This is a genomic window from Caballeronia glathei (assembly GCF_000698595.1).
Taxonomy (GTDB): domain Bacteria; phylum Pseudomonadota; class Gammaproteobacteria; order Burkholderiales; family Burkholderiaceae; genus Caballeronia; species Caballeronia glathei.
The window spans coordinates 1-25,321 of the sequence record NZ_JFHC01000024.1; the positions used below are offsets into that span (position 1 = coordinate 1).

The 25,321-nt window shown below is 63.4% G+C and carries 22 protein-coding genes; 18 read left to right on the plus strand and 4 right to left on the minus strand.

All coding sequences use genetic code 11. From position 1 onward, the window contains the following. Both BG61_RS16465 and BG61_RS42820 read left to right on the plus strand, forming a co-directional pair. The coding region (locus BG61_RS16465; protein WP_035941736.1) for a catalase at window positions 1-1,364 on the plus strand (1,364 nt) is incomplete at its 5' end. A gap of 110 nt (window positions 1,365-1,474) precedes the next feature. Beyond that, window positions 1,475-1,618, plus strand: a complete 144-nt coding sequence (locus tag BG61_RS42820; RefSeq protein ID WP_158447200.1) for a hypothetical protein — start codon at window positions 1,475-1,477, stop codon at window positions 1,616-1,618. A gap of 95 nt (window positions 1,619-1,713) precedes the next feature. On the opposite strand, the gene BG61_RS16470 is transcribed toward BG61_RS42820, so the two are convergent. Continuing rightward, complete coding sequence (locus BG61_RS16470; protein ID WP_035936828.1) at window positions 1,714-2,631, minus strand: LysR family transcriptional regulator; 918 nt, start codon at window positions 2,629-2,631, stop codon at window positions 1,714-1,716. A gap of 97 nt (window positions 2,632-2,728) precedes the next feature. On the opposite strand from BG61_RS16470, the gene BG61_RS16475 reads away from it, so the two are divergent. The 3 genes from BG61_RS16475 to BG61_RS16485 all read left to right on the plus strand — a co-directional run bounded on the left by BG61_RS16475 (window position 2,729) and on the right by BG61_RS16485 (window position 5,220). Next, window positions 2,729-3,481 (plus strand): SDR family oxidoreductase, encoded by a 753-nt coding sequence (locus BG61_RS16475; RefSeq protein WP_035936826.1) that lies wholly within the window; start codon window positions 2,729-2,731, stop codon window positions 3,479-3,481. A 755-nt stretch (window positions 3,482-4,236) separates the two neighbouring features. Then, entirely contained in the window at window positions 4,237-4,689 is a 453-nt protein-coding gene (locus tag BG61_RS16480; protein WP_035936824.1) for a carboxymuconolactone decarboxylase family protein, read from the plus strand. 210 nt (window positions 4,690-4,899) lie between these two features. Continuing rightward, on the plus strand, window positions 4,900-5,220 hold the full coding sequence (locus BG61_RS16485) for a DMT family transporter (RefSeq protein WP_035936823.1): 321 nt from the start codon (window positions 4,900-4,902) through the stop codon (window positions 5,218-5,220). Window positions 5,221-5,305: 85 nt separating this feature from the next. On the opposite strand, the gene BG61_RS41925 is transcribed toward BG61_RS16485, so the two are convergent. After that, complete coding sequence (locus BG61_RS41925; RefSeq protein ID WP_129572242.1) at window positions 5,306-5,554, minus strand: hypothetical protein; 249 nt, start codon at window positions 5,552-5,554, stop codon at window positions 5,306-5,308. A gap of 263 nt (window positions 5,555-5,817) precedes the next feature. On the opposite strand from BG61_RS41925, the gene BG61_RS16490 reads away from it, so the two are divergent. From BG61_RS16490 to BG61_RS41930, 5 genes are all read left to right on the plus strand, one after another. Continuing rightward, on the plus strand, window positions 5,818-6,663 hold the full coding sequence (locus tag BG61_RS16490) for an alpha/beta fold hydrolase (RefSeq protein WP_035936821.1): 846 nt from the start codon (window positions 5,818-5,820) through the stop codon (window positions 6,661-6,663). A 277-nt stretch (window positions 6,664-6,940) separates the two neighbouring features. Next, the gene (locus tag BG61_RS44005) at window positions 6,941-7,141 is read left to right on the plus strand and encodes a hypothetical protein (protein WP_232256364.1); all 201 of its coding nucleotides are present in this window, start codon (window positions 6,941-6,943) and stop codon (window positions 7,139-7,141) included. A 34-nt stretch (window positions 7,142-7,175) separates the two neighbouring features. Further along, complete coding sequence (locus BG61_RS40090) at window positions 7,176-8,030, plus strand: SMP-30/gluconolactonase/LRE family protein (protein WP_075584169.1); 855 nt, start codon at window positions 7,176-7,178, stop codon at window positions 8,028-8,030. A 245-nt stretch (window positions 8,031-8,275) separates the two neighbouring features. Further along, entirely contained in the window at window positions 8,276-8,743 is a 468-nt protein-coding gene (locus tag BG61_RS16500; RefSeq protein WP_129572241.1) for a hypothetical protein, read from the plus strand. A gap of 310 nt (window positions 8,744-9,053) precedes the next feature. Further along, window positions 9,054-9,437, plus strand: a complete 384-nt coding sequence (locus BG61_RS41930; RefSeq protein ID WP_129572240.1) for a hypothetical protein — start codon at window positions 9,054-9,056, stop codon at window positions 9,435-9,437. A 113-nt stretch (window positions 9,438-9,550) separates the two neighbouring features. On the opposite strand, the gene BG61_RS16510 is transcribed toward BG61_RS41930, so the two are convergent. Continuing rightward, window positions 9,551-10,573, minus strand: a complete 1,023-nt coding sequence (locus BG61_RS16510; RefSeq protein WP_035936814.1) for a LacI family DNA-binding transcriptional regulator — start codon at window positions 10,571-10,573, stop codon at window positions 9,551-9,553. 276 nt (window positions 10,574-10,849) lie between these two features. Between BG61_RS16510 and BG61_RS16515 the strand changes: the two genes are divergently transcribed. The 5 genes from BG61_RS16515 to BG61_RS16535 are packed head-to-tail and all read left to right on the plus strand — an operon-like array spanning window position 10,850 to window position 17,034. Continuing rightward, window positions 10,850-11,989 (plus strand): ABC transporter ATP-binding protein, encoded by a 1,140-nt coding sequence (locus BG61_RS16515; protein ID WP_035936812.1) that lies wholly within the window; start codon window positions 10,850-10,852, stop codon window positions 11,987-11,989. 8 nt (window positions 11,990-11,997) lie between these two features. Further along, window positions 11,998-13,929 (plus strand): beta-galactosidase, encoded by a 1,932-nt coding sequence (locus tag BG61_RS16520; protein ID WP_035936809.1) that lies wholly within the window; start codon window positions 11,998-12,000, stop codon window positions 13,927-13,929. 33 nt (window positions 13,930-13,962) lie between these two features. After that, window positions 13,963-15,201 (plus strand): ABC transporter substrate-binding protein, encoded by a 1,239-nt coding sequence (locus BG61_RS16525; protein ID WP_035936806.1) that lies wholly within the window; start codon window positions 13,963-13,965, stop codon window positions 15,199-15,201. A gap of 56 nt (window positions 15,202-15,257) precedes the next feature. Continuing rightward, window positions 15,258-16,172: a carbohydrate ABC transporter permease gene (locus tag BG61_RS16530; protein ID WP_051672572.1), complete on the plus strand. Its 915-nt coding sequence runs from the start codon at window positions 15,258-15,260 to the stop codon at window positions 16,170-16,172. A gap of 10 nt (window positions 16,173-16,182) precedes the next feature. Further along, window positions 16,183-17,034 (plus strand): carbohydrate ABC transporter permease, encoded by an 852-nt coding sequence (locus BG61_RS16535; RefSeq protein WP_035936804.1) that lies wholly within the window; start codon window positions 16,183-16,185, stop codon window positions 17,032-17,034. 72 nt (window positions 17,035-17,106) lie between these two features. Here the strand turns inward: BG61_RS16535 and BG61_RS16540 are convergent, their stop codons facing one another. Continuing rightward, the gene (locus tag BG61_RS16540) at window positions 17,107-18,048 is read right to left on the minus strand and encodes a LysR family transcriptional regulator (RefSeq protein WP_035936867.1); all 942 of its coding nucleotides are present in this window, start codon (window positions 18,046-18,048) and stop codon (window positions 17,107-17,109) included. 108 nt (window positions 18,049-18,156) lie between these two features. On the opposite strand from BG61_RS16540, the gene BG61_RS16545 reads away from it, so the two are divergent. The 3 genes from BG61_RS16545 (at window position 18,157) to BG61_RS16555 (ending at window position 25,077) form a co-directional block, all read left to right on the plus strand. Then, a complete protein-coding gene (locus BG61_RS16545) occupies window positions 18,157-19,668 on the plus strand; it encodes a CoA-acylating methylmalonate-semialdehyde dehydrogenase (RefSeq protein ID WP_035936801.1) in 1,512 nt (503 codons plus the stop codon). A gap of 490 nt (window positions 19,669-20,158) precedes the next feature. Continuing rightward, window positions 20,159-23,284, plus strand: coding sequence for a PAS domain S-box protein (locus BG61_RS39270; RefSeq protein WP_051672573.1), 3,126 nt, complete (start codon window positions 20,159-20,161; stop codon window positions 23,282-23,284). Next, window positions 23,281-25,077 carry a sigma-54-dependent Fis family transcriptional regulator gene (locus BG61_RS16555; RefSeq protein WP_129572239.1) on the plus strand — a complete coding sequence of 599 codons (1,797 nt, stop codon included), beginning with the start codon at window positions 23,281-23,283 and terminating at the stop codon, window positions 25,075-25,077. Before BG61_RS39270 ends, BG61_RS16555 begins: the two co-directional genes overlap by 4 nt. The last annotated feature ends 244 nt before the right edge of the window (window positions 25,078-25,321 follow it).

Consider the following 25,321-nt stretch of genomic DNA (forward strand, 5'->3'; position numbering starts at 1 on the left):
GGCTGATCGAGAAGCTCGCGCACTTCGCGCGTGAAGTGATCCCCGAGCGCCGCATGCATGCGAAAGGCGCGGGCGCGCACGGCACGTTCACCGTGACGCACGACATCACGCGCTATACGCGTGCGAAGATCTTTTCGCAGATCGGCAAAGAGACGCCGATGTTCGCGCGCTTCTCGACAGTGGCGGGCGAGCGCGGCGCGGCGGATGCCGAGCGCGATATTCGCGGCTTCGCGCTGAAGTTCTACACGGACGAGGGCAACTGGGATCTGGTGGGCAACAATACGCCGGTGTTCTTCTTCCGCGATCCGCTCAAGTTCCCCGACCTGAACCACGCCATCAAGCGTGACCCGCGCACCGGCATGCGCAGTGCGCAAAACCAGTGGGACTTCTGGACGCAGCTTCCCGAGGCGCTGCACCAGGTCACGATCGTGATGAGCGATCGCGGCATTCCGAAGGGTTTTCGTCATATGCATGGCTTTGGCAGCCACACGTTCAGCTTCATCAACGCGCAGAACGAGCGCTTCTGGGTCAAGTTTCACTTCCGCTCGCAGCAGGGCATCGAAAATCTCACCGATGAAGAAGCGCAGGTGCTCGCCGGGCGCGATCGTGAAAGCTCGCAACGCGACCTGTACGAAAGCATCGAGCGGGGCGAGTTTCCCCGCTGGAAATTGTTTGTGCAGATCATGCCGGAGGCCGAAGCGGGCGCATATCATTCGAACCCGTTCGACTTCACCAAGATCTGGTCGAAGAAGGACTATCCGCTGATCGAAGTCGGCGTGATGGAGTTGAACCGCAACATCGATAACTTCTTCGCGGAAACGGAACAGGCGGGGTTCAGCCCGTCGAACGTGGTGCCGGGCATCGGCTTTTCACCCGACAAGATGCTGCAGGGACGGCTCTTCTCTTACGCCGATGCACAGCGCTATCGGCTGGGTGTGAACTACAACCAGATCCCGGTGAATGCGCCGAAGAGCCCGTTTCACAGCTATCACCGCGACGGCCAGATGCGTGTCGACGGCAATCATGGCGGTGCCGCATCCTATGAGCCGAACACGCGCGGAGAGTGGCAGGAGCAGCCGGACTATCGCGAGCCGCCGCTGTCGGTCGATGGTGCGGCGGATCACTGGAATCATCGCGTGGACGGCGACTACTACTCGCAGCCAGGCGCGCTGTTCCGGCTGATGACACCGAAGCAGCAGCAGGTGCTGTTCGAGAACACGGCGCGCGCGATGCAGGGCACGACGAAGGCCGTTCAGACCTTGCATGTCGAGCACTGCACGCTGGCCGATCCTGCATACGGTGCGGGCGTGGCGAAGGCGCTCGCGGAACTCGAGCGTCGTGCGGCCGAGTCGCAGGCGGGTTAAAGCCGGCGCCGTCGGCTGAAGAAAAACGGGCGCGCATGAGACGATGAGGCGCGCCCGGCGCCGGATGCCGATGGCCTGCGTGCCGTTTCAACGCTTCGAGGAGCATCGCCATGAATTTCATTCTTGCAGTGCAGACCGCCGTCCTGGTGGCCGCGGCAGGCGTGTTTGTTGCCGCCGCCCCCGTGGGCGCGCAGCAGGCGCAGGGCCACACAGTCAAGCCGGGCAGCGCGTCGGGTCATGCACAACAGCGCTAATGCTGGATTTCGACAATCGCCAGTGCGTTCGACTGTGAACAACTTGTCGCCGTGCCGATATTCCCGCGCGGTGCAGCGCTGACATCAGCCGCGATTCATTGCGACCAGCGCCATGTCGGGTCGGACAGCCGTTTGCGGAAGAAGTCGGCGAGCGCCTCGACTTTCGCAGGACGTGCACGGCCCGAAGGGGTCACGAAGTAAAGCCCGCCCCTTTGCAGCGTCCAGTCGGTCAGCAGGGCCACCATTCGTGCGTCGCGAAGGTATTCACTTGCGATGAATTCGGGCAGCTCGGCGACGGCAAGTCCCGCGAGCACCATCGGGACGAGGGCATCCGCATTGGTCACGCGAAGCGGACCGGTCGGCGTGATGGCCTCTTCATCGCCCGCGTCGTTGACGAAGCGCCATACGTCGCTGCGCGCACGATAGGCATAGCCGAGGCAGTCCCGGCCGACAAGGTCCCGCGGATGCTCAGGTGGACCGTGCTTCTCCAGGTAGGCAGGGGCCGCGACTACGAACCGCGAAACCGCGCAAAGCCTGCGCGCGACAAGCGAGGAATCCGGCAGCACCGCGATTCTCAGCGCCGCATCGAAGCCCTCGCCGACAAGGTCGGTTGTCGCGTCTGAAAGCTGCAGGTCGATCGAGACTTCCGGGTACTCACGGAAGAAATCCGGAAGAATTGGCGCGACCCACCGCAACCCGAATGACATTGGCACCGCCAGACGGATGAGGCCGCGGGGCCGCGCGGACAACTCCCGCGCGGCGGCCTCCGCTTCCTCGGCAGCGCTATAGATGCGGCTTGCGCTCTGCGCGAGCGTCTGCCCGAACTCGGTCAGTGCAAGCTGGCGCGACGTGCGATTGAACAGCCGGGCGCCCAGCCGTTGTTCGAGCCGGCCGACGCCGCGCGAAACCGTCGCGACTGACAGACCCATGGCGCGGGCGGCAGCTGCGAACGAGCGCTCCTCCGCCACCTTCGCGAACATCGCGAGGCCTTCGAAATCCGGCATCTTCGACATCGACAATCCTGCAATGATGGTTTGCAATCGATTCTATTTCGAAAACCAGGGGGCGTGGATATCCTTTGTTTCGTTTACAAACGAAACGGATACTCGAATGCCACGCAAACTTGAAGGTTTGATTGCGCTCGTCACGGGCGGTAACAGCGGAATAGGGCTTGCCACGGCCAGGCGCTTTGTCGCGGAAGGTGCGTACGTCTTCATTACCGGGCGCCGCCAGGCCGAGCTGGATGCGGCCGTAAAAAGCATTGGAGAGAACGCGTTCGGCATCCGCGGTGACGTGTCGAAGCTGCCCGATCTCGATCGGATCTACGAGATCATACGAGCGGAAAAGGGCCGCATCGACGTCGTGTTCGCCAACGCCGGCGGCGGGGGCTTGGCACCGCTCGGCCAGATCACCGAAGAGCACTTCGACACGACCTTCAATACCAATGTCCGCGGCTTGCTCTTCACCGTGCAAAAGGCCCTGCCGCTGATGCGAAGCGGGGCGTCGATCATCCTCAACGCGTCCTCGACCACGACCGTGGGAAACCCGGCCTTCAGCGTGTATAGCGCGACCAAGGCGGCAGTGCGCAGCTTTGCGCGCAATTGGACGCTCGACCTGAAGGACCGGGGCATCCGCGTGAATGCGATCAGCCCCGGTGTGGTGCCGACGCCGGGCTATGACCTGTTCGGTCTGTCGAAGGAACAGGTGCAAGGCTTCATCGACGTGCAGGTGAAGACGATACCGCAAGGGCGCGTCGGCACACCCGACGAGATTGCCAAGGCGGTAGTCTTCCTTGCGTCTGACGACAGCAGTTTCGTGAACGGCATCGAACTGTTCGTTGACGGGGGCATGGCGCAGATCTGAGGGACGCCGCCACGCAAACTGCGAGCGTCATCGCGCGTGGCTCAGGAAGTCAACGCCTGCCCGGTCTTCTCCGTGACATGCATGCGGACCGCGCGGATAAGGGCAGGCATCGCACGATCCGTAACAGAACGGCAATTCGCTGTGGATCCGGCATTTGTGCCACTGCCTGCACGATCCAGCGGTCTGACTCGACAGCAACGATATCGGGCACCCCCGGCTCGATTTCGAACGGCGGCATCTCACGGATAGAAGCGCGAATGCGCGCACGCAGTCTGCGTTGCAGGCTCGCTGGTCCAGATATCGACCGTGAGCGCAAACATGCCAAGGAGCGCATGCACGCCGGATTCCAGGCGTGCGCGTCGGCCAGGGCCCGTGCACACGCTTCTTGCACGAGAGCTTCTGCGTCTATTTCATCCCCTGAAAACCGCAATGCAAACACCCACCGGCGAGGCTGCATGGCGGGGAGCGTCTTAGGTTGCGGTGGTCGCCTTCCCTCAGGCGACAGTTCTTCGAAAATGGATTCCACTAACTCACTTGGTCAGGAAACCTGAAGCGGAAAGCGTCATGGAAGGGCGAGGAAGTTGGTTGACTCCAGGCGTCCGCCCGCTTGACTGTGGGAGACCATTCCTGAGTAGGTTGTTCCATCGAATCTGGAAGGATTATGGTCTATATCAAAAGACCGATTATGGACCTTATAAAGTAGTCCAAGATGTAGCACGATGGAGTCCTTCAACAACCCCAGGTAAGGACTTTCCATGAACCATCGCATTGACTATGCCAAAGCTGCACCCGAAGGCTTCAAGGCTTTCGGAGGGGTCTATGTCACTCTCCAGAAGAGCGGTTTGCCTAAAGAACTGGTGGATCTCGTGTATCTGCGGGTTTCGCAAATCAATGGCTGTGCATATTGCATCGACATGCATACCCGTGATCTGCTCAAGTCCGGTCTTGCTGTAGACAAGCTCGCACTGGTACCGGTGTGGCGCGACGCACGTGACGTGTTCAGCCCCCGCGAACGCATCGCACTCGCCTGGGCTGAGACCGTGACACGCGTAGCCGAGACTGGCGTTCCCGATGCCGAATATGAAGCCGCTTCCGCCGGGTTCACCGATAAGGAGCTTGCCGATCTCACATACGCGATCGGTTTGATGAACGCATTCAATCGATTCGGAATTGCGTTCCGCACGCCGCCCGCGGCAGCCAAAGCTTGAGATGCCGCATAAGCGGGCGCTTCGAGCATCGATATGTCTGATCGTTGGCGCCCGCTTCGTTACGGAGTGTCCGGTTTCGAGCTTTCTCCGGCCCTCTTCGGCATCGGCGGATCGAGCCGCATGCGGTTCCCCACGCCCCGCAATAGAGCTCTCATCAGATTTCGCCCGGGCCATAGCGCGCGGGCGAATCAACGAACGGATCTTTCACAGATGTCATGGGCACTACTTGGTCTCGCCGGTATTCTGGAAATCGCATTCGCCTTCGCCATGAAGTCGTCGGAAGGTTTCACGCGATTGATACCGGCATTGCTTACGGTTGCCACAGGCTTGTCGAGCGTTCTCCTTCTTTCATTTTCGCTTCGTACGCTGCCTATGGGGACCGGCTACGCGGTCTGGACTGGTATTGGCGCGGCAGGCACGGCGATTCTCGGAATGGCGGTGCTGGGCGAATCCGCCGCGCCGCTGAGGATACTCAGCATCGTTCTTATTTTGTCAGGCGTGGTGGGACTCAAGCTGGTACCGGGGAACTGACGACGATTGCTGGCCAAGTACAGGCAACATGCCTGCAAGGTGGGCTTAGAACCCCGCTCGCGCACACGTCAAGTCCGGGTTCGATCTAAAGGAAAATCTCGGACACGTCGGCCTGAAGTTCGTCACGCATCAGGTTCTTTGCAAGACGCGCCCGCATTTGAACTCCTTTTTCAGCAGCCCTTGCTCGCCGATCCGAATGTGCACGAGCAATTGGCGACCGCTGATTTTTCGCTATGTCGAGCGCGCTGGAATTAATGGGCGCGTTCGGGTGTTCTCTTGAGTTATCGAAGCTCTGAGACACGCCGCATCTGATTGAATCAATCTGCAATGCCATGTGAATTTCAGATCGACGCGCAAATGCGGATTGACCTTATGGAAAGGAGGGCGCGCACTACGCGACTTAAAACTAATACTTCGCGAGTGATTCGCGCTAACACCAACCTATCGGAGAAGCGCGTTGAACTGACCGAAAAGGAAACCCGTCCCGGTCGGCAACCCGTGGTCCGCGCGTCTCGTTTGAACACGATTCGATTCGACGCAAGCTTGCCGTTTCCGTGTTTTAGCGGGAACCGTTCACATCAAGACAAGGATATCTGCATGCGCATCGCAACTCGTCAGCACATTATCACTACGTCGCATGGTTCCCTCGCTGTCGAGGAAAGCGGTGAACGTGGCATGCCCGTGCTGCTTGTCCATGGCAATTCTTCCTGCCGTGGCGTCTTCCGGCATCAACTGCAAGGACGGCTTGCGGGACGCTACCGCCTGATCGCCTTCGACCTGCCGGGCCACGGCGAGTCCAGCGACGCGCCCGATCCCATGCGTAGCTACACCCGCCCCGGGTTGGCAGATGCTTCCGTCGAACTGCTCGAAAAGCTTGGCGTGACCGAGTGTGTCGTGTTCGGCTGGTCGCTTGGCGGGCATATCGGCATTGATATGCTGTCTCGCTTTCCCGGTATGCGAGGCCTGATGATCTCCGGCACCCCCGCCGTCGGGTTCGATAACATGGCAGAAGGCTTCAGGGGTTCGCCGCACTCAGGGGTCGCGGGGCGGCGGGACCTGTCTGACGCCGACATCGACGGCTTCATTCAGGGAATCTTCGGCGAGTCGGCCGAGCCGTTCCTGCGTGATGCCGTTGCGCGGACAGACGGCCGCTTCCGCCAACGTCTCTTCGCGGCCGCGCGCGCCGGGGAAGGCGGGGACCAGCGCGTGGCGGTAGCAGGCAGCCATATTCCGCTCGCGGTCGTGAACGGTGGCGCAGATCGCCTGGTCAATCTCGATTACGTCGACTCGGTCGCCTATGGCAACTTGTGGGAACGGCGCTGCCATCGGCTACCCGGACTGGGGCACGCATCGTTCTGGGAAGCGCCGGGCGACTTCGATCCTGTTCTCGAGCGCTTTCTGCAGGATGTAGAAGGCGGCCGCGCAACGACGCGGGCGTTGTGAATTTTCCGCCGACTGGCGCTCTCGAGTGGGAGCGCGGTCGACTGCCGACGTCGACGTCGACGTCGGGAACGGATCACCGGACACTGACCCGCCGACGCATTCAGTGCGGCGAGAGCCCGTGCGAAACGGGCGGCCAGCGCGTCGCGACGCAACCGGCGCCCGCTGAACGGGAAAAAAACAGGGTGCTGAAGGGGGTCTCGCGGCCTCGATTACCACTGCGGGCAGGAAGATTCATTATCTGAATCGGGCCTTAAAGGCACTGCTCGGAATGAGTAGAGTGGGTTCGAGCGATGAAACGCCCATGCGCCGTGGTGGTGCGGTCGTGGTGTTTCTCGCGAGCATCGACCACTTTCTATCTGATGTCATCGAAGCCTTTCAAACAGAGGCTGGCGATCGCGTGGTTTCTCGCTGGATCGTCACCGGGAAGAACAGCGTGTTGATGCATTACACAAGCGCACCCGGCTCCCGCGATTCGTAAAGGTTGCGACAGTGCGGTATGGAGAACCTTTTGCATGAAGACACATCAAGCGCAATTGCTTGCGGACGATTTCGCCTTTCTGGAAGGACCTCGATGGTATCGGGGTCACCTCTGGGTTTCGGACATTACCGACAAGAAGCTTTATCGCGTGACGTCGGATGGAAAGCGCGAAGTTGTCTGCGACGTCCCCAATCGCCCCTCGGGCATCGGCTTTCTTCCCGACGGATCACCGATCGTCGTCTCCATGACCGATCGCAAGCTGAAGCGGGTCATCAACGGCGATCTGGTGCGGTACGCGGATCTGTCGTCTCTCGCGCCAGCCGACCTCAACGACCTCGTCATGGATGTCCACGGTCAGAGTTATGTCGGCAACTTTGGTTACGACCTGTTTGGCGGCGCAGCGAAAAGTCCGGCTGATCTTTTTGTCGTCGATCCGGATGGAACCGCACGAGTAGCCGCAAGCGGCCTTGACTTCCCTAACGGGATGGTCCTGAAGGATGGAGGCCGGACCCTTGTCGTCGCTGAGTCGTGGTCGAATCGGCTCACCAGTTTCGATCGCGATGCAAACGGAAATCTGTCGGGGCGTCGCGTGTACGCGGACATGGGCGATGGACAGCCTGACGGTATCTGTGTCGACCGGGAAGGCGGCATTTGGGTACCGTGCTTCAACACGGGCGAGGTACTTCGCGTGCTCGATGGGGGAGCGGTAACGGACCGCATTTCCTTCGACGGACGTGCGGTCGCCTGCCAACTCGGCGGCGACGACGGACGAACCCTCTTCTGCTGTACTTTTGATGGTCCTCCAGAAGACCTGATGAGCGGAAGGCGCGTCGCAGCGATCCATGTCTCGCGCGTCGATGTTCCCGGAGACGGATGCAACGTCGCATAGCAGGAAGGCATCAGCTTCCTTCTCATCGACATGAACGCGCCGGGCGTGGATGGGCAGCCGACCAAGACGCCGGGCGCCGGGCATGAAGCCAACGAGATGTTCTTCTCACGCGTGTCAAAATCGACCTCGAGCCTCCGAGGGCATCACGACGAATCACGGCCGCGCGGCCAGTCGTACACACTGTAGCGCGCAGCGACAAGCGCGGCGCCGATCGGGGCCGCGCTTGTCCAAGCGGAGCATCACACATGAATGCAGGTTCAAATCCAGCTGTTTTACGCGCGTTAGTCGCGCGGGTATGGGCGTTTGCATATTGGGCCACCGAGGACGCACCGCTCGCGGAAGCGATGCTGGCCAATGCGTGCCGGGCCGGTATCGAAGCGGTACTGAGCGTCAGCGAACGCGAAACGCTGGTACGCATGCTCGCTGCCGCGCATGGCGTGCTGAGAAGCGGCGGCGCCTGCGAAAGCTACGAGCGGACGGGTCGTGTGGCGCGAGGCTCGTCCGTGGCGCCCACGGACACGCAAACGCGCATGCTGTTCGAATTTCGTTTGCTGGCGCCGCTCGAACGGGCCACGTTGCTGCTGTCGGAAGTCGACGACCTGACCTGCGAGGAGACCGCCAGGGTGCTTGGCGTGTCCGCCGATCTCGCCAGGCTTGCGCATGTCGCGGTGCGCCTGAAGCTCGGGCGCGCATTCAGCGAGCGCGGCAGGTAATCGAGCGACGTTTCGTCGAACAGCCAGGCGATGAGAAAAAGCAAAAGCACGCCGAGCAGCACCGGGAAGATCAGAAATGTGGCGGGCACTCCGCCCGCATGATGACCACGAATCGGCTCCGGCGGGAGGATGAGCGCTGCGGGTCAATTGCGTGAGCGCGATCGCGAGGGATTCGCTTCAAGTGCTTAAGCCGTGTACCGGTTGTGCATTTGTGTCCTTCGCGTTATGACGCCACACGCCGTTTGGCGGTGCGTCGTGGAGCAGGCAAGCGGTCCGAGAATATAACGAATGGCCTGAAATGAGTGTACGCATGCTCGTTCGACAGGATTGCTGTCGAGATTCCCGCACTCGTCCGAACTCTGTTGCCTCGCGCTCGATCGACTATGAACAGGCGTTTGCGCACTGCGTCGACGGCTATGCCGCGCGGCTCGTCGAAATCCATTGCGATAACCGTGGTCTCGCCCGTGCGCGAATAGCGGCACAAGCTGTGCTCGCCGCACTTCGTGTAGAGCATGCCGCCGGGTGCCGCCGCGAGAAGATCCGGCGCGCTCACATTGACGAAGATGTCATTCGACGCGACTGGCGCGGCGGCGGAGAGTGCTGCGCTCAGCTTCACTTTCACGATGCGATTGTTGGCCTGACCCGTGATGAACAGCGTGTCGTCGCTTGTCGCAAGCCCCACGGGCTCGCCTAGTCCGACGACGAGATCGCGCTCCGCAGACTGGTTCGTCGAAGCGTCGATTGTGATGAAACTTACCCCGCCGTGCGCCGCGTCGTCTCCCTTATTCACGAACCAGCTGTACGGCGTTACGGGTATTGCTTGCGCGCCGCACCCGTCGAGGCGCGAACTACCAGACCTGGCGTTGGCGCGACCTGCATGAGCGCGCCCGCCGCAGAGCCGTCGATCAGGGCGCGCAGCAGCTTTACCGCCATCGTTGCCGCTATTTCCGTGGGCACGGCGACCGTGGAAAGGGCGGGCCGCGACTCGCGTGCCAGTTGAATATCGGTGATGCCGATCACCGACAGGTCCTCCGGTATCCGCAGTCCGGCGTCTGCCGCAGCGTGAGTCGCGCCCAGTGCGGGCAGGTCGTTGGTGGCAAAAATCGCCGTCAGGTCCGGAAATGCCGCGAGCAGTTCTGACGCAGCCTCGTAGCCGCCTCGAATCGAATCGCGCGTGAAGCGGCTCTCGGCAGGAACATGCGCGATGCCCGCCTCGCGCAGCGTCGCGCAGAAGCCTTCGTAGCGTGCCGCCTGAACGCCGCCCGGCGGACTTCCGATGATCGCGCCGATGCGCGTGTGCCCCAGGTCGAGCAGATGCCGGGCGGCAATCGCCCCCGCGGCGAAAAAGTCCACCGCGATGCACGGCATGCCCGGCGGCGCGCCGGGCCGCTCCCACATGCACAGCACCACGGCCGTGCCGCGCGCCTGCGTCTTGCGGAGGTCGTCGAAATCGAGGTTCGCGTTCATCACGAGCACGCCTTCGGACAGCGTGCCCGCGATCTGTTCGAGGTATGCCCGCCCGATCGCCGGATCTTCGTTGGTGTTGCACACGATGAGAAAGCGCCCGCTCTCGCGCGCTGCGCGCTCCGCCGCGAGCGCGAACTCCGGATAGAACGGATTGGCGATGCTCGACACCATCAGCGCGAGCGTGGGCGCGCTGCCTTCGGCGAGCGCGCGCGCGGTCAGGTGCGGCCGGTAGCCGAGGGCATCGACGGCTTCGAGCACACGCTTGCGCGTCGCCTCGCCCACCTTGCCGCGCTTGCGCAGCACGTTGGAGACGGTCGCCGCGGTTACGCCCGCGAGCTTCGCCACTTCGGTGAGGGTGGTCATCGGTTGGATGCTGGTTCGGGTTTGTGCTGGCCGCGCGCACTGTGCCGGGCGTGACGGTTCCTGTACAACTTTATGTCCGGACGTCACGATTTGGGATAGTGTCCCGGCATTTGCATTCGCAGGCCGTCGGCGCTAAATTCGCCGGCAAAGCAGTTCTATAAATACAGACGGAGACACCGGCTACAAACGATCCTTAAACAAGATCGTTTTTTGATCGGCAGCAGGTTAAACGCTTAACCTTCGATTGTCTCCGCGCGTAAACACGGAGACGACGACATGGCGAGCATATCGTTACGTTCGGTCCAGAAGGCGTACGGCGATCACGCGCCAGTGATCCGCGACGTGGATCTCGAAATCGGCGAACACGAGTTCTGCGTGTTTCTCGGCCCGTCGGGTTGCGGCAAGTCGACGTTGCTGCGCATGATCGCGGGCCTGGAGGACATCACCGACGGCGACCTGTATATCGGCGCGAAGCTCGTCAACGATGTTCCGGCGGCGCAGCGCGGTGTCGCGATGGTGTTCCAGAGCTACGCGCTCTTTCCGCACATGACGGTCTACGAGAACATGGCCTTCGGCCTCACGCTCGCGAAGACGCCGAAAGACGAAATCGACCGCAAGGTGCGCGAAGCGGCGCGCGTGCTGCAACTCGAAGCGCTGCTCGAGCGGCGTCCCAAGGCGCTTTCGGGCGGCCAGCGGCAGCGCGTGGCGATCGGGCGGGCGATCGTGCGCAGCCCGGGCGTCTTTCTTTTCGACGAACCCCTTTCCAATCTCGATGCCACCCTGCGCGGCCAGACGCGTGTCGAGATCGCGCGGCTGCACAGGCAGTTCGAGAAGGCGAGCGTCGTCTACGTGACGCACGACCAGATCGAAGCGATGACGCTCGCCGACAAGATCGTGCTCCTGCATGCCGGAGCGGACACCGCGAAGCACGGCAGCATCGCGCAGGTGGGCACGCCGCTCGAGCTGTATCACCGGCCGAAGAGCCGTTTCGTGGCGGGCTTCATCGGCTCGCCGCGCATGAACTTCCTGCCGGCGCGGGTCGTGTCGGCAACGGACGCCGGCGTGCGCATCAGGCTCGACGGCACCGATGAACCCATCGACACGGACGTCTGCGGCGCGGGCTTGCAGCCGGATCAGCCGGTCACGCTGGGCATTCGTCCCGAACATCTCGATCCGGCCGTGGCGCCCGCCCGCCAGCACATCACGCGTACGGTTTCGCTCGTCGAGCAACTGGGCGAGCACAGCTATCTGCATCTCGACCAGCCGGGCGGCACCGTGCTGATCGCCAAGGCGCCGGGAGACCGCACGCCGCGGCAGGGCGACGCCGTGGCGTTCAACGTGCCGCGCGCGTCGTGTCATCTCTTTACCGAAGACGGATTCGCCGTCGCTTCGGCTTCCGTTGCCCAATTTGCGTAGGAGCGCACATGCGTCTTGGAGTCTGCTATTACCCGGAACATTGGCCCGAATCCATGTGGAAGGACGATGCGGCGCGCATGAAGGCGCTCGGCATCGACCGGGTGCGAATCGGCGAGTTCGCGTGGAGCCGGATCGAGCCGGCGCCGGGCGAATATCGCTGGGACTGGCTCGATCGTGCGGTCGAAACGCTCGCGGGGGAGGGCCTGAAAGTCGTCATGTGCACGCCGACCGCGACCCCCCCGAAGTGGCTGATCGACCAGCATCCCGACATCCTTCCGGTAGGCGCCGACGGCCGCGCGCGCAAGTTCGGCTCGCGGCGGCACTACGATTTTTCGTCGCCGTCGTACTTCGACGCGTCGAAGAAGATCTGCGCGGCGGTGGCGGAGCGATATGGGCGGCATCCGGCTGTCGCGTACTGGCAGACCGATAACGAATTCGGTTGCCACCATACGGTGGTCAGCTATTCCGATGCGGCCGCGAAGCGCTTTCGCGAATGGCTCCGCGAACGCTACGAAAGCATCGATGCGCTGAACGCGACCTGGGGCACGGTGTTCTGGAGCATGGAGTACCGCAGCTTCGACGAAATCGATCCGCCCGTCGCGACCGTGACCGAAGCGCATCCGTCGCACCGCCTGGATTACCGGCGCTTCGCCTCCGACGAAGTTGCGCGCTACAACCGCATGCAGGTCGATATCATCCGCGCGCATTCTCCCGGGCGGCCCGTCGCGCACAACTTCATGCAGCTGTTCACGGAGTTCGATCACTACAAGGTCGCCGCCGATCTCGACATCGCCACATGGGACAGCTATCCGCTCGGCGCCCTCGAAGAGCAGTGGTTCGAGCCGTCGATCAAGGCGAAGTGGCTGCGCACCGGGCACCCGGATTTCGCGTCGTTCAATCACGATGTCTATCGCGGCATGTCGAAGGAGCCGTTCTGGGTGATGGAGCAGCAGCCCGGCCCGGTGAACTGGGCCATGTGGAATCCCGCGCCGCTGCCGGGCATGGTGCGCCTGTGGAGCTGGGAGGCGTTCGCGCATGGCGCGGGTTGCGTGTCGTATTTCCGCTGGCGTCAGGCGCCGTTCGGACAGGAACAGATGCACGCGGGCCTGAATACGCCCGACAACCGGCTCGACGTGGGCGGCGCCGAGGCGCAGGCCGTCGCGCGGGAGATCGCGGACGTGCTGAAAGCAGAGGGCGAGTCGCGGGTGAGCGCGAAGGTCGCGCTGATCTGGGATTACGAAGCGAAGTGGCTCTTCGAAATTCATCCGCAGGGTGCCGATTTCCACTATCCGCGCTTCGCGTTCGAGTACTACAGCGCGTTGCGCAGCCTCGGGCTCGACGTCGACGTGATTCCCGCCGATGCGCCGCTCGACGGCTACAGCATGATCGTCGTGCCGCCGCTGCCGGTGCTCGCGGACGGTCTGGCGGCGCGGCTCGCGTCATCGGATGCGCAGGTCGTGCTGGGTCCGCGCACCGGATCGAAGACCGCTAGCCTCACGATTCCCGCCACGCTCCCTCCCGGCGACGTGCTGCCGATTCGCGTCTGGCGGGTCGAATCGATGCGACCGAACGTAACCGAGCCGGTCGAAGGCGGCGGCGCGGCGCGGCACTGGCGTGACTTCATCGAGGGCGGCGAGGGCGTAGAGGTGCAGGCACGGTTTGCCGACGGGCATCCGGCTATCGTGCGTCACGGGTCGATCACCTATCTCGCAAGCATCTTCGATGATGCCTATACGCGGCAGGTCTTCGAAGGAATCGCGGGCGAAGCGGGGCTCGCGCCGCGCCGGTTGCCCGAAGGCGTTCGCGTGAGCCGGCGCGGGCCGCTGACCTACGTCTTCAACTACGGCGCGGTGCCGTATCGCATCGATGAAGCCGCGCGCTTCGTCGCGGGACACGAGGAGGTGGCGCCGCAGGGCGTTTCGATCTATCGCGCGCAATAACAGCACATAACACTCGTCAAGGAGGAGACACGCATGAAAAGCACGATTCGCAGGACACTGGCCGGCGCAGCGGTCGCGGCGGCGCTGGCGGGAACGGCGCAGGCGGGCACGCTGGCGGTGAACGTCGCGTTCAAGGGCGCGGGGCAGCGGGTGGTCTGGCAGCAGATCTTCGACCAGTTCAAGAAGGCGCATCCGGAGATCGACCTCAAGGTGGCCTTCGTCGATGAAGAGGCCTACAAGGTGCAGCTTCCCGGCTGGCTCTCCACCGTGTCGCCCGATGTCGTGACGTGGCACAACGGCGAGCGCATGGCGTACTACGCGAAGCGCGGGCTCTTCGAGGACCTGACGAACGACTGGAACAAGAACGACTGGAATTCGATGTACGCGTCGACGAAGGAGGCTTCGTCATACAACGGCAAGCAGTACGCGGCGCCGACCGTCTATTATTCCTGGGGCATGTTCTATCGCAAAGACCTGTTCAGGAAGGTGGGCATCGCCACCGAGCCGAAGACATGGCCTGAATTCCTCGATGCATGCAAGAAGCTGAAGGCCGCGGGCATCGCCCCTGTCGCCGTGGCGGGCCGCGACGCGTGGACGCTCGCGGGCTGGTTCGACTATCTCGACTTGCGCATCAACGGCAATGCGTTTCACCAGAAACTGATGGCGGGCGATGTGCCCTACACCGATCCCCGCGTGAAGAAGGTGTATACGACGTGGAAGGAACTGATCGACGACAAGGTGTTCATCGACAACTCGCTTTCCTACGACCTCGATTCAGTCCAGCCGTTCCTGTTCCAGGGCAAGGCGGCGATGATGCTGATGGGAACGTTCATCGCGGCGGGCTTTCCCCAGAACATCAAGCCGGAAATGGGCTACTTCCAGTTTCCGATCATCGACGACAAGGTGCCGACCGCCGAGGACGGCCCGGTCGAGTCGATGCACATTCCCTCCAGGGCGAAGAACAAGGCCGACGCGCATACTTTCCTCGCGTACATGGAGACGCCCGAGGTCGGCGCGCAACTGGCGAAGGGGCTGGGATCGCTATCGGCGAACAGCAAGTCGCCCGAACCGGAAGATCCGATCTCGAAGATCGGTTTCCAGATCCTTTCGAACACGAAGGGCGGCATCGCGCAGTTCTACGATCGCGACATGACGAAGGAAATGGCTGACGAAGGCATGAAGGGCATGCAGCAGTTCATCTCCGACCCGTCCAAGCTCGATTCGATCCTGGCGCAACTCGAAGCGACGCGCAAGCGCATCTACAAGAAGTGAGTTCGACGCGGCGAAGCGCTCTTTCCGGGCGCGCTTCGCCGGCAAGGAGCACGATCATGCAGTCTTCCGAAACACTCGCGCTCTCCGCGACGAAAGCGAAGCGGCGGCGCCGCGCCTCGGCGATGGCGCGCCAGCAGCGGCTTGCCGCGTTCTTCTTTCTCGCGCCGGCGTGCGTGATGGTCGGCATCTACGTGATATGGCCGATCGTGTCGAGCATCGGGCTCAGCTTCTACAACTGGGACGGCATGTCGGAGAAGACATTCGTCGGCGTCGCGAACTACGTCGAGCTGTTTCAGGCGCCGACGTTCTATACCGCTCTGAAGAACAACGTCCTCTGGCTCGTGCTGTTTCTGCTCGCACCACCGATGGGGCTTGCCGTCGCACTGTATCTGAATCAGGCCGTGGCCGGCATCCGCGTAGTGAAGTCGCTGTTCTTCGCGCCGTTCGTGCTCTCGGGCGTGGTGGTCGGCCTGATGTTCAGCTGGTTCTACGACCCGACCTTCGGCCTGCTCAAGCTGATACTCGGACATGGCGTCCCCGTGCTCGGCGATGCGCGCTATGTCACCTTCGGCATCATCTTCGCCGCGCTCTGGCCGCAAACGGCCTATTGCATGATCCTGTACCTGACGGGCCTGACGTCGCTGAATTCGGAGCAGATCGAGGCGGCGCGCATGGAAGGCGCAAAGGGCTGGACCATGCTCTGGCACGTGATTCTTCCGCAGTTGCGCCCGACGACCTTCATGGCGATCGTGGTCACGATCATCGGCGCGCTGCGCAGTTTCGACCTGATTGCCGTGATGAGCGGAGGCGGGCCGTTCGAGAGTTCGACCGTGCTCGCGTATTACATGTACGACCAGGCGATCAAGTACTACCGCATCGGGTATTCAGCCGCGATCGCTGTGGTGCTGCTCGCGATCATGATGGTGTACATCGTCTATCACCTGCGCAGGATGCTGCGCACCGAGCAGTAAGGAGCAGGCCATGTTTCCGACACCCATCGACAAATGGAAACCCGCGAGCCGCGTGCTCTACAAGCTGTCGTTGCCCCTTGCGCTCATGATCTGGCTGTTGCCGCTGATCGCCGTGATGGTGACGTCGATTCGCTCCTCCGACGAACTCGTGCAGGGCAACTACTGGGGCTGGCCGGAGCATGTTTCGCTGATCGCGAACTATCGGGAGGCGCTGACGACGTCGCCGATGCTTCATTACTTCTGGAACAGTGTGCTGATCACGGTGCCTGCTGTCGTCGGGTCGATCGCGCTTGCGGCAATGGCCGGCTTCGCTCTGGCGGTCTACAGCTTTCGGGGCAACTCGGTGCTGTTTGCGACGTTTGTCGCGGGGAACTTCGTGCCGATTCAGATTCTGATGATTCCGGTGCGCGACCTCTCGCTGGAACTCGGCCTGTTCAACACGGTCGGCGCGCTGATTCTGTTTCACGTCGCGTTTCAGACCGGGTTCTGTGCGCTTTTTCTACGCAACTTCATCAAGCAGTTGCCGTTCGAACTGGTCGAGGCTGCGCGCATCGAAGGCGCAAACGAGTGGACGGTGTTCTTCAGGATCATCCTGCCGCTGATCCGGCCGGCACTTGCCGCGCTCGCCATCCTCGTCTTCACGTTCGTCTGGAACGACTACTTCTGGGCGCTCTGTCTCACGCAGGGTGACGAAGCCGCCCCGATCACGGTGGGCGTTGCCGCGTTGAAGGGACAGTGGGTGACGGCATGGAACCTCGTCTCGGCCGGGTCGATCCTTGCAGCGCTTCCGTCGGTGATGATGTTCTTCGCGATGCAGCGGCATTTCGTGGCAGGGCTGACGTTCGGGGCGACCAAGGGGTAAGTCCATCACCCCGGTCACTCATCAGGGCGAAAGCTATCCGGCACCCCGCACCCGGACCGGACGCGGTGCAAATCAAATCGGAAAGCCGCCAGAGAACGTCTCGCGCAGGTACGCAACGAACAGCGTGACCGCGCGCGGCACATGAGACGTGTAGGGGCGTACCACGTAGATCTGTTCGGCGAACGCGCCGACCGGACGCCAGTCCGGCAGGACGACAACCAGCTTGCCCGCCCGCACCCCGGCCTGCGCAGTGAAGTCGGGAAGCAGCGCAATGCCGAGGTCGTCGAGGGCGGCGTCGCGCAGCGCCTCGCTGTTGTTGGCCGAGAACGGCCCGTTGACCGTCAGCGTGAACGGTCCCGAAGCGGATTTTCTCGAACCCTTGCGCTCGAACGACCACATGCCGGAGGCGAGCGCGCGCGGATAGAAAAGGCAATCGTGCGCGGACAGCTCGGCGGGTGTCGCGGGCGTTCCACTGCGCCTGAGGTAAGCGCGCGTGGCGACGATGACCGAATGCGTATCGCACAGCTTCCAGGCGACGTGCGTCTCCGGTACCTGCGCGCTATGCCGGATCGCGAGGTCGAAGCCTTCCATGGCGATCGAGCTGAGCCGGTCGGATGCTTCGAGTTGCACGCGGACCTCCGGGTGCGCCCGCAAGAATCCGGCCATTCGCGGCACGAGCTGTTGCCGGGCGAAAGCGACCGGCGCGGTGACGCGAATCAGTCCCCGCGCGACACCGGCCAGTTCGCGCACGTTCGCAAAGCTCGTGGCGATATGTTCGTACTGGCCGCGCGTATTGTCGACGAGGTGTTGCCCGGCCTCCGTGAGCCGCACGCTGCGCGTAGTGCGCTGCACGAGCGACACCCCCGCGGCTCGCTCCAGTTCCGCGATTCGCTGGCTCATCGCGGCCTTGCTCACGCCGAGCCGCGCGGCTGCGGCCGTATAGCTGCCCTGCTCGGCCAGCACGGTCAGCCAGTGCAGATGTGTCCAGAGCCCTTCAACCTTTTGCGCGTCCATGAAATGATTGTTCGCCATTCAAAACAATGATTTCAATCATAGCGCCTTTGCTCCGGGCCCGATGCTTTTTACACTCCTGACATCGCCCATCAATGTAGAGGAGTCGACATGCAAGCGTTCAACGATACGGCAGACGTGGTTCATTACATTCACGGTCAACGCGTGAACGGTTCCGGCACCCGGAGCCAGCCGATCTTCAATCCGGCAACGGGCGAACGCCCTCGCAAGCTGGTGCTGGGCGATACGACGGATGTCGATGCGGCCGTCGCGAGCGCGAAGGCGGCGTTTCCGAAGTGGAGCAATACCCCGCCGATCCGCCGCGCCCGGGTCATGCTGCGCTTCCTCGAACTGATGAACAAGCATCGCGACGAACTCGCCGCGATCATCACGGCCGAGCACGGCAAGGTGTTCTCGGATGCGCAGGGCGAAGTGTCGCGCGGAATCGACGTCATCGAATTCGCCTGCGGCATTCCGCAACTGCTCAAGGGCGACTACACGGAGCAGGTTTCGACGGGCATGGACAACTGGACGACGCGTCAGGCCCTCGGTGTGGTCGCGGGCATCACGCCGTTCAATTTCCCGTGCATGGTTCCCTGCTGGATGTTCCCGGTCGCCATCGCAGCCGGCAACGCGTTCATCCTGAAGCCGAGCGAGCGTGATCCGTCGGCGTCCCTGTTCATGGCCAATCTTCTGAAGGAAGCCGGCCTGCCCGACGGCATCTTCAACGTGGTGCAGGGCGACAAGGTGGTCGTGGATGCATTGCTCGCGCATCCGGATGTCAAGGCGGTGAGCTTCGTCGGCTCGACGCCGATCGCGAACTACATCTACGAGACGGGCGCGAAGCACGGCAAGCGAGTGCAGGCGCTCGGCGGCGCGAAGAATCACATGGTGGTCATGCCGGACGCCGACCTCGACCAGGCGGTCGACGCGCTGGTCGGCGCCGGTTACGGGTCGGCGGGCGAGCGCTGCATGGCGATCTCGGTCGCGGTGCTGGTCGGCGACATCGCCGACAAGGTCATTGAGCGGCTGGCGGAGCGCGCTCGCACGCTGGTTGTGAAGAACGGCATGGAAGCGGACGCCGAAATGGGGCCGATCGTCACGCGGCAGGCACTCGATCGCATCGAAGGCTACATCGCGCTCGGCGTGGAGGAGGGCGCGAAGCTCGTGGTGGACGGCCGCGGCCTCAAGGTGAAGGGCCACGAAGACGGCTTCTTCACGGGCGGCACGCTCTTCGATAACGTCACCCCCGACATGCGCATCTACAAGGAAGAAATCTTCGGGCCGGTGCTCGCCTGCGTGCGCGTGAAGGACTTCACCGAAGCGGTGGAACTCATCAATGCGCACGAATTCGGCAACGGCGTTGCATGCTATACGCGCGACGGCCATGTCGCGCGCGAGTTCGGGCGCCGGATCGAAGTGGGCATGGTCGGCATCAACGTACCGATTCCGGTGCCGATGGCGTGGCATGGTTTCGGCGGCTGGAAGCGCAGCCTCTTCGGCGACATGCATGCGTACGGCGAGGAGGGCGTGCGTTTCTACACCAAGCAGAAGTCGATCATGCAACGCTGGCCTGAGGCCACGGAGAAGGGCGCCGAATTCGCGATGCCGACGGCGAAGTAAGCAGCGCGCTCCGGCGCTCGTGGACGTGGAGGATCGCCCGCTTGTCTTGTATGGGAAAGCGGGCAGCTAACGCTACGAATTCATGTGATGCGGGCGTTCGTGCCCGTCCATGACGATGCGCTTCCAGCGCGTTGAATCTCCCGACGGAGAACGCTGCCACGCGAAACCGGCTCTCTGACGCGTCGCTGCGTGTATCGCGCGACACGCTACCGATGCGCAATCTCCACACTGAATTAGTAGGTGCCTGCTGAACGATTGAGTGCGGATCAAATCCGCCCAAACGATGGCAGCGCACCCCGCAACGATCGCCGCACCATTCGAGTGCGCGCCCGTTGCGCGAGGTACCCAAGCTCGATTACCGGGTGTACAGTAGCAACGGATTGCGGTCACAGGGTGGTCCGCCGGATGCTTCCGTCGTGCCGGACAAAGCCCGTGTCCGTATTGGTACCGGCATCCATGGCGCCTGTCGATTGCATCAGGAAGAACCAAGGTGACGACTCCAGGGCCACTATCGGCGCGACGTGCGCGACGCGAACGGCTGCTCGAACGACAAGCGGCACTCGCCGCGCTGACCCGTATCGACTTCTATCAGAACGAAAATCTGGAGCAGACCCTCCGGTACATCACGGAGACGGCGGCACAGTTGATGTGCGTCGAACGCGTGAGCCTCTGGCGCTATGCGCAGTCCCGTTCGGCAATCCACTGCATCGACCTTTACGAGTCGAGCCTCGACAGGCACAGCAGGGGTGCAGAGTTGCAGGCCGAACTCTATCCCGCCTATTTTCAGGCACTCGCATCGAGCGAGGCCATCGTCGCCGACGACGCGCACGCCGACCCGCGCACCCGCGAATTCTCGGAGACGTATCTCACGCCACTGGGGGTCGCAGCGATGCTGGATACCCCCATCTTTCTGCACGGCCGCGTTGACGGCGTGCTATGCCACGAGCAGGTCGGCGTGCCCATGCCGTGGACGCCCGAGGACCGGTTGTTCGGCATCGCACTCGCCAATCTGATTGCGCTCGCCATCGAGCGCGACGACCGCAGGCGTGCCGAAGAAGCGCTGCGCGAGAGCGAGCAGCAACTCGCGACACTCGTCGCCTATGCGCCCGATGCGATCCTCGTATTCGATGTCGATGCCGACCGGTATGTGCAGGCCAACGAGCAGGCCGCGCGCCTGTTCGGGCGCGAGCGCGAGGCGCTGCTACGCATCGATCCGGTCGAGCTCAGCCCCGAGTTTCAGCCGGATGGACGCGTGTCCAGCGAGGCGCGCTGCGAGATGATCGACAGGGCGCTCGCGGGCGGTACGCCAGTCTTCGAGTGGATGCATCGCAATGCCTCGGGCGACGTCGTTCCCTGCGAAGTGCGCCTCGTGCGACTTCCGCACGCGACCCGCAGGCTGGTGCGCGGCAGTGTCATCGACATCGGCGAGCGCATGCGGACCGAACAGGCGCTGCGCGCGAGCGAGCAGCGCCTGTCCACGATGCTGGCGTATTCGCCTGACGCGATCACGCTGCTCGATGTCGACACGCTGCGCTTCGTCGAAGTGAACGAGCAGGCCGCGCGCCTCTACAGACGCGACCGGGAGTCGCTCCTGCGCATCGGTCCTGTCGAACTCAGTCCTGAATTCCAGCCCGACGGCCGGTTATCCGGCGTGGCGGCGCGCGAGAAGGTCGAGGAGGCGCTCGATGGCGGCGTGCCGGTGTTCGAATGGCTGCATGTCGATCCCGAGGGCAGGCTGTTTCCCTGCGAGGTCAGGCTCGTCAGGCTGCCGGATGCCACGCGCCGGCTGGTGCGCGGCAGCGTGATCGACATCAGCGACAGAAAGCGGGCCGAGGCGGCGCGGCACGAGAGCGAGGCCCGGATGCGCGGCATTCTCGATGCGTCGATGGATTGCATCATCAGCATCGACGCCGACGGCTGCATCATCGAGTTCAATCCCGCCTCGGAGCGGACCTTCGGCTACCGGCGCGACGAGGTGATCGGCCGCGAACTCGCTGGCCTGATCGTCCCTCCGCAACTGCGCGGCGCGCACCGCCGGGGGCTCGTGCGATATCTCGCGACCGGCGAAGGACCGCTCTTGGGCAGACGGATCGAGGTATCGGCGCTGCGATCCGACGGCGCGGAATTTCCGGTCGAGATATCCGTCACGCCGATCCTCGGCGCAGCGAAGCTCGTGACCGCGACGGTGCGCGACATCACGGAACGAAAGCGCGCGCAGGCCGAGTTGAATTGCGCGAAGGAAGCCGCCGAGACAGCCAATCGCGCGAAGTCCGAATTCCTTGCCAACATGAGCCACGAACTGCGCACGCCTCTCAACAGCGTGCTCGGCTACGCGCAGCTTCTGCGGCGCGACTCCGGTCTCAACGAGCGGCAAAGCAAGGCACTGACCATCATCGAGCAATCGGGCGAGCACCTGCTCGGGCTCATCGACGAGATTCTCGACATGGCGAAGATCGAGGCCGGTACGCTCGAGGTGACCATGGACAACTTCGACCTGCACCGCTTGCTGGAGAGCATCGCGGGGATGATGAAAAGCCGGGCGCAGACCAAGGACCTCGCGTTCACCACCGCGCAGTGGTCGGACATTCCGCACATGGTTCGCGCCGATGAACGCCGCTTGCGGCAGGTGCTCACGAATCTTCTGGAGAATGCGATCAAGTACACGCAACGGGGCGGCGTGGCCCTGAAAACCGGGCTCATCGGGCAGCGCGTGTGCTTTCTTGTCGAAGACACCGGCATTGGCATCCGTCCGGAGCATCTGTCGGAAATCTTCGACGTGTTTCACCAGGTGCGGGACCCGGCTACCGTCGTCGACGGTACCGGCCTCGGGCTCGCCATCAGCAAGCGGCTCGTGCATCTGATGGGCGGCGAACTGCAGGTCGCCAGCACGCCACGCGAGGGCAGCCGCTTCTGGTTCGAGCTGGAACTCGCACCGGGAGAAGCGCCAGCGGCGACGGCCGCAAACCACCTCGTGACCGGTATCGCGGGCGAGCGCCGTCGCGTGCTGGTGGTGGACGACGAGCCGGACGGGCGCAGCCTGCTGCGCGACCTGCTCGAACCCATCGGCTTCGAAGTGCACGAGGCCGAGGACGGCGAGGTGGCGCTGAGCGAGGCGGCGCGCCTGAAGCCCGACGCGATCGTGATGGACATACGCATGCCGCGCCTGGACGGTCTCGCCGCGACCACCCGCATTCGCGCGATGCCAGGGCTCGCTGACACGGTGATCTTCGCGATCTCCGCGAGCGCGTTCGAGCACAACCGTGCGCGCTGCATCGAGTCGGGTGCCGACGAGTTCATTCCGAAGCCCTTTCGCCAGGAGAAGCTGGTCGAGTTGCTTTGCGCGCATCTCGACCTCACGGTGCTGCGCGCCGGAAGCGACGAGGCTGCCCGCGAGACGCTGGACGAGGCGCTCGTCGCGCCGCCTCCAGCGGACCTGCAAAGGTTTCTCGACCTTGCATCGCGCGGCGACGTCAGGCAGCTCATGAACGAGGCGAACGGCCTTGCGGCGCGCGATCGCATCCACGCGCCGTTCGCTGCCCGGATCTGCGAACTCGGCGACGCGTATCGCATGAAGGAACTGCGCCGCTGGCTCAAGAGCCTTGCACACGCGCCATGAATCCGGTCATCGCGGAGAGGCCGCTCATTCTCGTCGTGGAGGACGTTCCTGCGAATCTGTCGATCCTGCTCGATCTTCTCGGCGCCAACGGGTTCGCGGTTTCGGTCGCGGAAGACGGCGAGAGCGCGCTCGAGGAGATCGACTATGCGAGGCCCGACCTGATCCTGCTCGACGTGATGATGCCCGGCCTCGACGGGTTCGCGACCTGCGCGCGCCTCAAGTCGAACCCCGCGACGCGCGACATTCCGGTGATCTTCATGAGCGCGCTGACGGATACCGTCGACAAGGTCAAGGGGCTCGAACTCGGCGCCGTCGACTACATCACGAAGCCGTTCCAGCACGAGGAAGTGCTGGCGCGCGTCGCCACTCATCTGGAAGTCCAGCGCCTGAGGGCCAGGCTTCAGGAGAGCGAGCAACGGCTCTCGCGCATCATCGAGTCCGCGATGGACGCGATCATCGCGCTCGACGAAACAGGCAGTGTCACGCTCTTCAACCGGGCGGCCGAACGCGTGTTCCGCTGTCAGGCGGGCGAAGCCCTGGGCGGGCCCTGCAACCGCTTCCTTTCCGCGCCGCTGTGCCGGATGCTCGGTGACTACATGCATGCGGGATGTCCGCAGGCGCCGGTCTGGCTGACCGAAGGCCACAACGCCGTACGTGCCGACGGCGCTCCGTTTCCGATCGAGGCTACGCTTTCGTGCGCGCAGGCGGGCGGGCAGGTGATCTACACGCTGATCCTGCGCGACATCGAGGAGCGGAGGAAAGCCGAGGCGGAGGTCGGGCAGCTGCGCGGGCTGAACCGTTGTCTTCAGGACGAGTTGCTGGAGGCTCAGGCCGGTGAGGAACTCGCCGGCCTGGAAGGATTGCGCGAAGTCATGGAGCAGGTACATCAGGTGGCCGGCACGGGTGCCTCGGTGCTCGTGACCGGCGAAACCGGCACGGGCAAGGACCTGATCGCACAGACGATCCACCGGATGAGCCCGCGCGCCGGCCACCCGCTCATCAAGCTCAATTGCGCGGCATTGCCCGCCAATCTGATCGAAAGCGAGCTCTTTGGTCATGAGAAAGGCGCGTTCACCGGCGCAACTGCGCGCAAGGCAGGCAGGTTCGAACTGGCGGACGGCGGCACGCTCTTTCTCGACGAGATCGGCGAGCTCGCGCTCGATGTGCAGGCGAAGCTCTTGCGCGTGCTTCAGGACGGCGAGTTCGAGCGGCTCGGCGGCACGCGCACACTGAGGGCCGATGTGCGCATCATCGCGGCCACCAACCGGAGTCTCGCCGAGGAGGCCGCCGCGGGGCGGTTTCGTGCGGATCTCTACTATCGGCTCAATGTGTTTCCGCTCGCGTTGCCGCCCTTGCGCGAGCGCCGCCGGGACATCGCTCCGCTGGCCGCCCATTTCGTGCGCCGCTATGCGGCCAGGTACGGCAAGCACATCGACGCCATTGCGCAGGCTCCGCTTTCCGTGCTCGAAAACTACCGCTGGCCCGGCAATGTGCGCGAACTGCAGCACGTGATAGAGCGCGCCGTGATCCTGACGCAGGGCGGCAAGCTCGCACTCGGCGACTGGTTCAGCAGCGCCGCGCCCGCCTGCGACGCCGAGGTGCCAAAACCGGCCGGCGATGGCGACGCACGCGCGGTGACGCTTGAAGAAGCGGAGCGCAGCCATATCCTCAGGGTGCTCGAAGAAACCGGCTGGCGCGTGAGCGGCAAGGCGGGCGCGGCCGAGCGCCTCGGTCTGAAGCCCACGACGCTCGAATCGCGGATGAAGCGGCTCGCCATCACGCGCAAGGCGTGACTTTCACGAGATATCGGGAAAGTCACGAAGACTGCCGTGAACGCCACGACCGCCGCGCGGCGCAGCGCCACCGCGCGGCGGTACTTTCCATCGCGGCAAAGCATTGCAGGGCAAGGCGCCCGGCGATGCGCATGTGCGGTTCGCGGGCTGCGCGTGGCGCATGGCACGTCTTTCGCATCATGGGTGCTCGCAATGTGCGAGAGCCGCAACCGCCGTGGTCGCGGCTCGCGTCCGTTGCGAACTG

Coding starts and splice junctions, on each gene's coding strand:
- BG61_RS16500 (WP_129572241.1), top strand. CDS start 8,276: ATGAATGCAGGTTCAAATCCAGCTGTTTTACGCGCGTTAGTCGCGCGG.
- BG61_RS42820 (WP_158447200.1), top strand. CDS start 1,475: ATGAATTTCATTCTTGCAGTGCAGACCGCCGTCCTGGTGGCCGCGGCA.
- BG61_RS16515 (WP_035936812.1), top strand. CDS start 10,850: ATGGCGAGCATATCGTTACGTTCGGTCCAGAAGGCGTACGGCGATCAC.
- BG61_RS40090 (WP_075584169.1), top strand. CDS start 7,176: ATGAAGACACATCAAGCGCAATTGCTTGCGGACGATTTCGCCTTTCTG.
- BG61_RS16510 (WP_035936814.1), bottom strand. CDS start 10,573: ATGACCACCCTCACCGAAGTGGCGAAGCTCGCGGGCGTAACCGCGGCG.
- BG61_RS16535 (WP_035936804.1), top strand. CDS start 16,183: ATGTTTCCGACACCCATCGACAAATGGAAACCCGCGAGCCGCGTGCTC.
- BG61_RS16470 (WP_035936828.1), bottom strand. CDS start 2,631: ATGTCGAAGATGCCGGATTTCGAAGGCCTCGCGATGTTCGCGAAGGTG.
- BG61_RS41925 (WP_129572242.1), bottom strand. CDS start 5,554: ATGGCATTGCAGATTGATTCAATCAGATGCGGCGTGTCTCAGAGCTTC.
- BG61_RS16480 (WP_035936824.1), top strand. CDS start 4,237: ATGAACCATCGCATTGACTATGCCAAAGCTGCACCCGAAGGCTTCAAG.
- BG61_RS16475 (WP_035936826.1), top strand. CDS start 2,729: ATGCCACGCAAACTTGAAGGTTTGATTGCGCTCGTCACGGGCGGTAAC.
- BG61_RS16555 (WP_129572239.1), top strand. CDS start 23,281: ATGAATCCGGTCATCGCGGAGAGGCCGCTCATTCTCGTCGTGGAGGAC.
- BG61_RS16525 (WP_035936806.1), top strand. CDS start 13,963: ATGAAAAGCACGATTCGCAGGACACTGGCCGGCGCAGCGGTCGCGGCG.
- BG61_RS41930 (WP_129572240.1), top strand. CDS start 9,054: ATGCTCGTTCGACAGGATTGCTGTCGAGATTCCCGCACTCGTCCGAAC.
- BG61_RS16530 (WP_051672572.1), top strand. CDS start 15,258: ATGCAGTCTTCCGAAACACTCGCGCTCTCCGCGACGAAAGCGAAGCGG.
- BG61_RS16485 (WP_035936823.1), top strand. CDS start 4,900: ATGTCATGGGCACTACTTGGTCTCGCCGGTATTCTGGAAATCGCATTC.
- BG61_RS16490 (WP_035936821.1), top strand. CDS start 5,818: ATGCGCATCGCAACTCGTCAGCACATTATCACTACGTCGCATGGTTCC.
- BG61_RS16540 (WP_035936867.1), bottom strand. CDS start 18,048: ATGGACGCGCAAAAGGTTGAAGGGCTCTGGACACATCTGCACTGGCTG.
- BG61_RS16545 (WP_035936801.1), top strand. CDS start 18,157: ATGCAAGCGTTCAACGATACGGCAGACGTGGTTCATTACATTCACGGT.
- BG61_RS16520 (WP_035936809.1), top strand. CDS start 11,998: ATGCGTCTTGGAGTCTGCTATTACCCGGAACATTGGCCCGAATCCATG.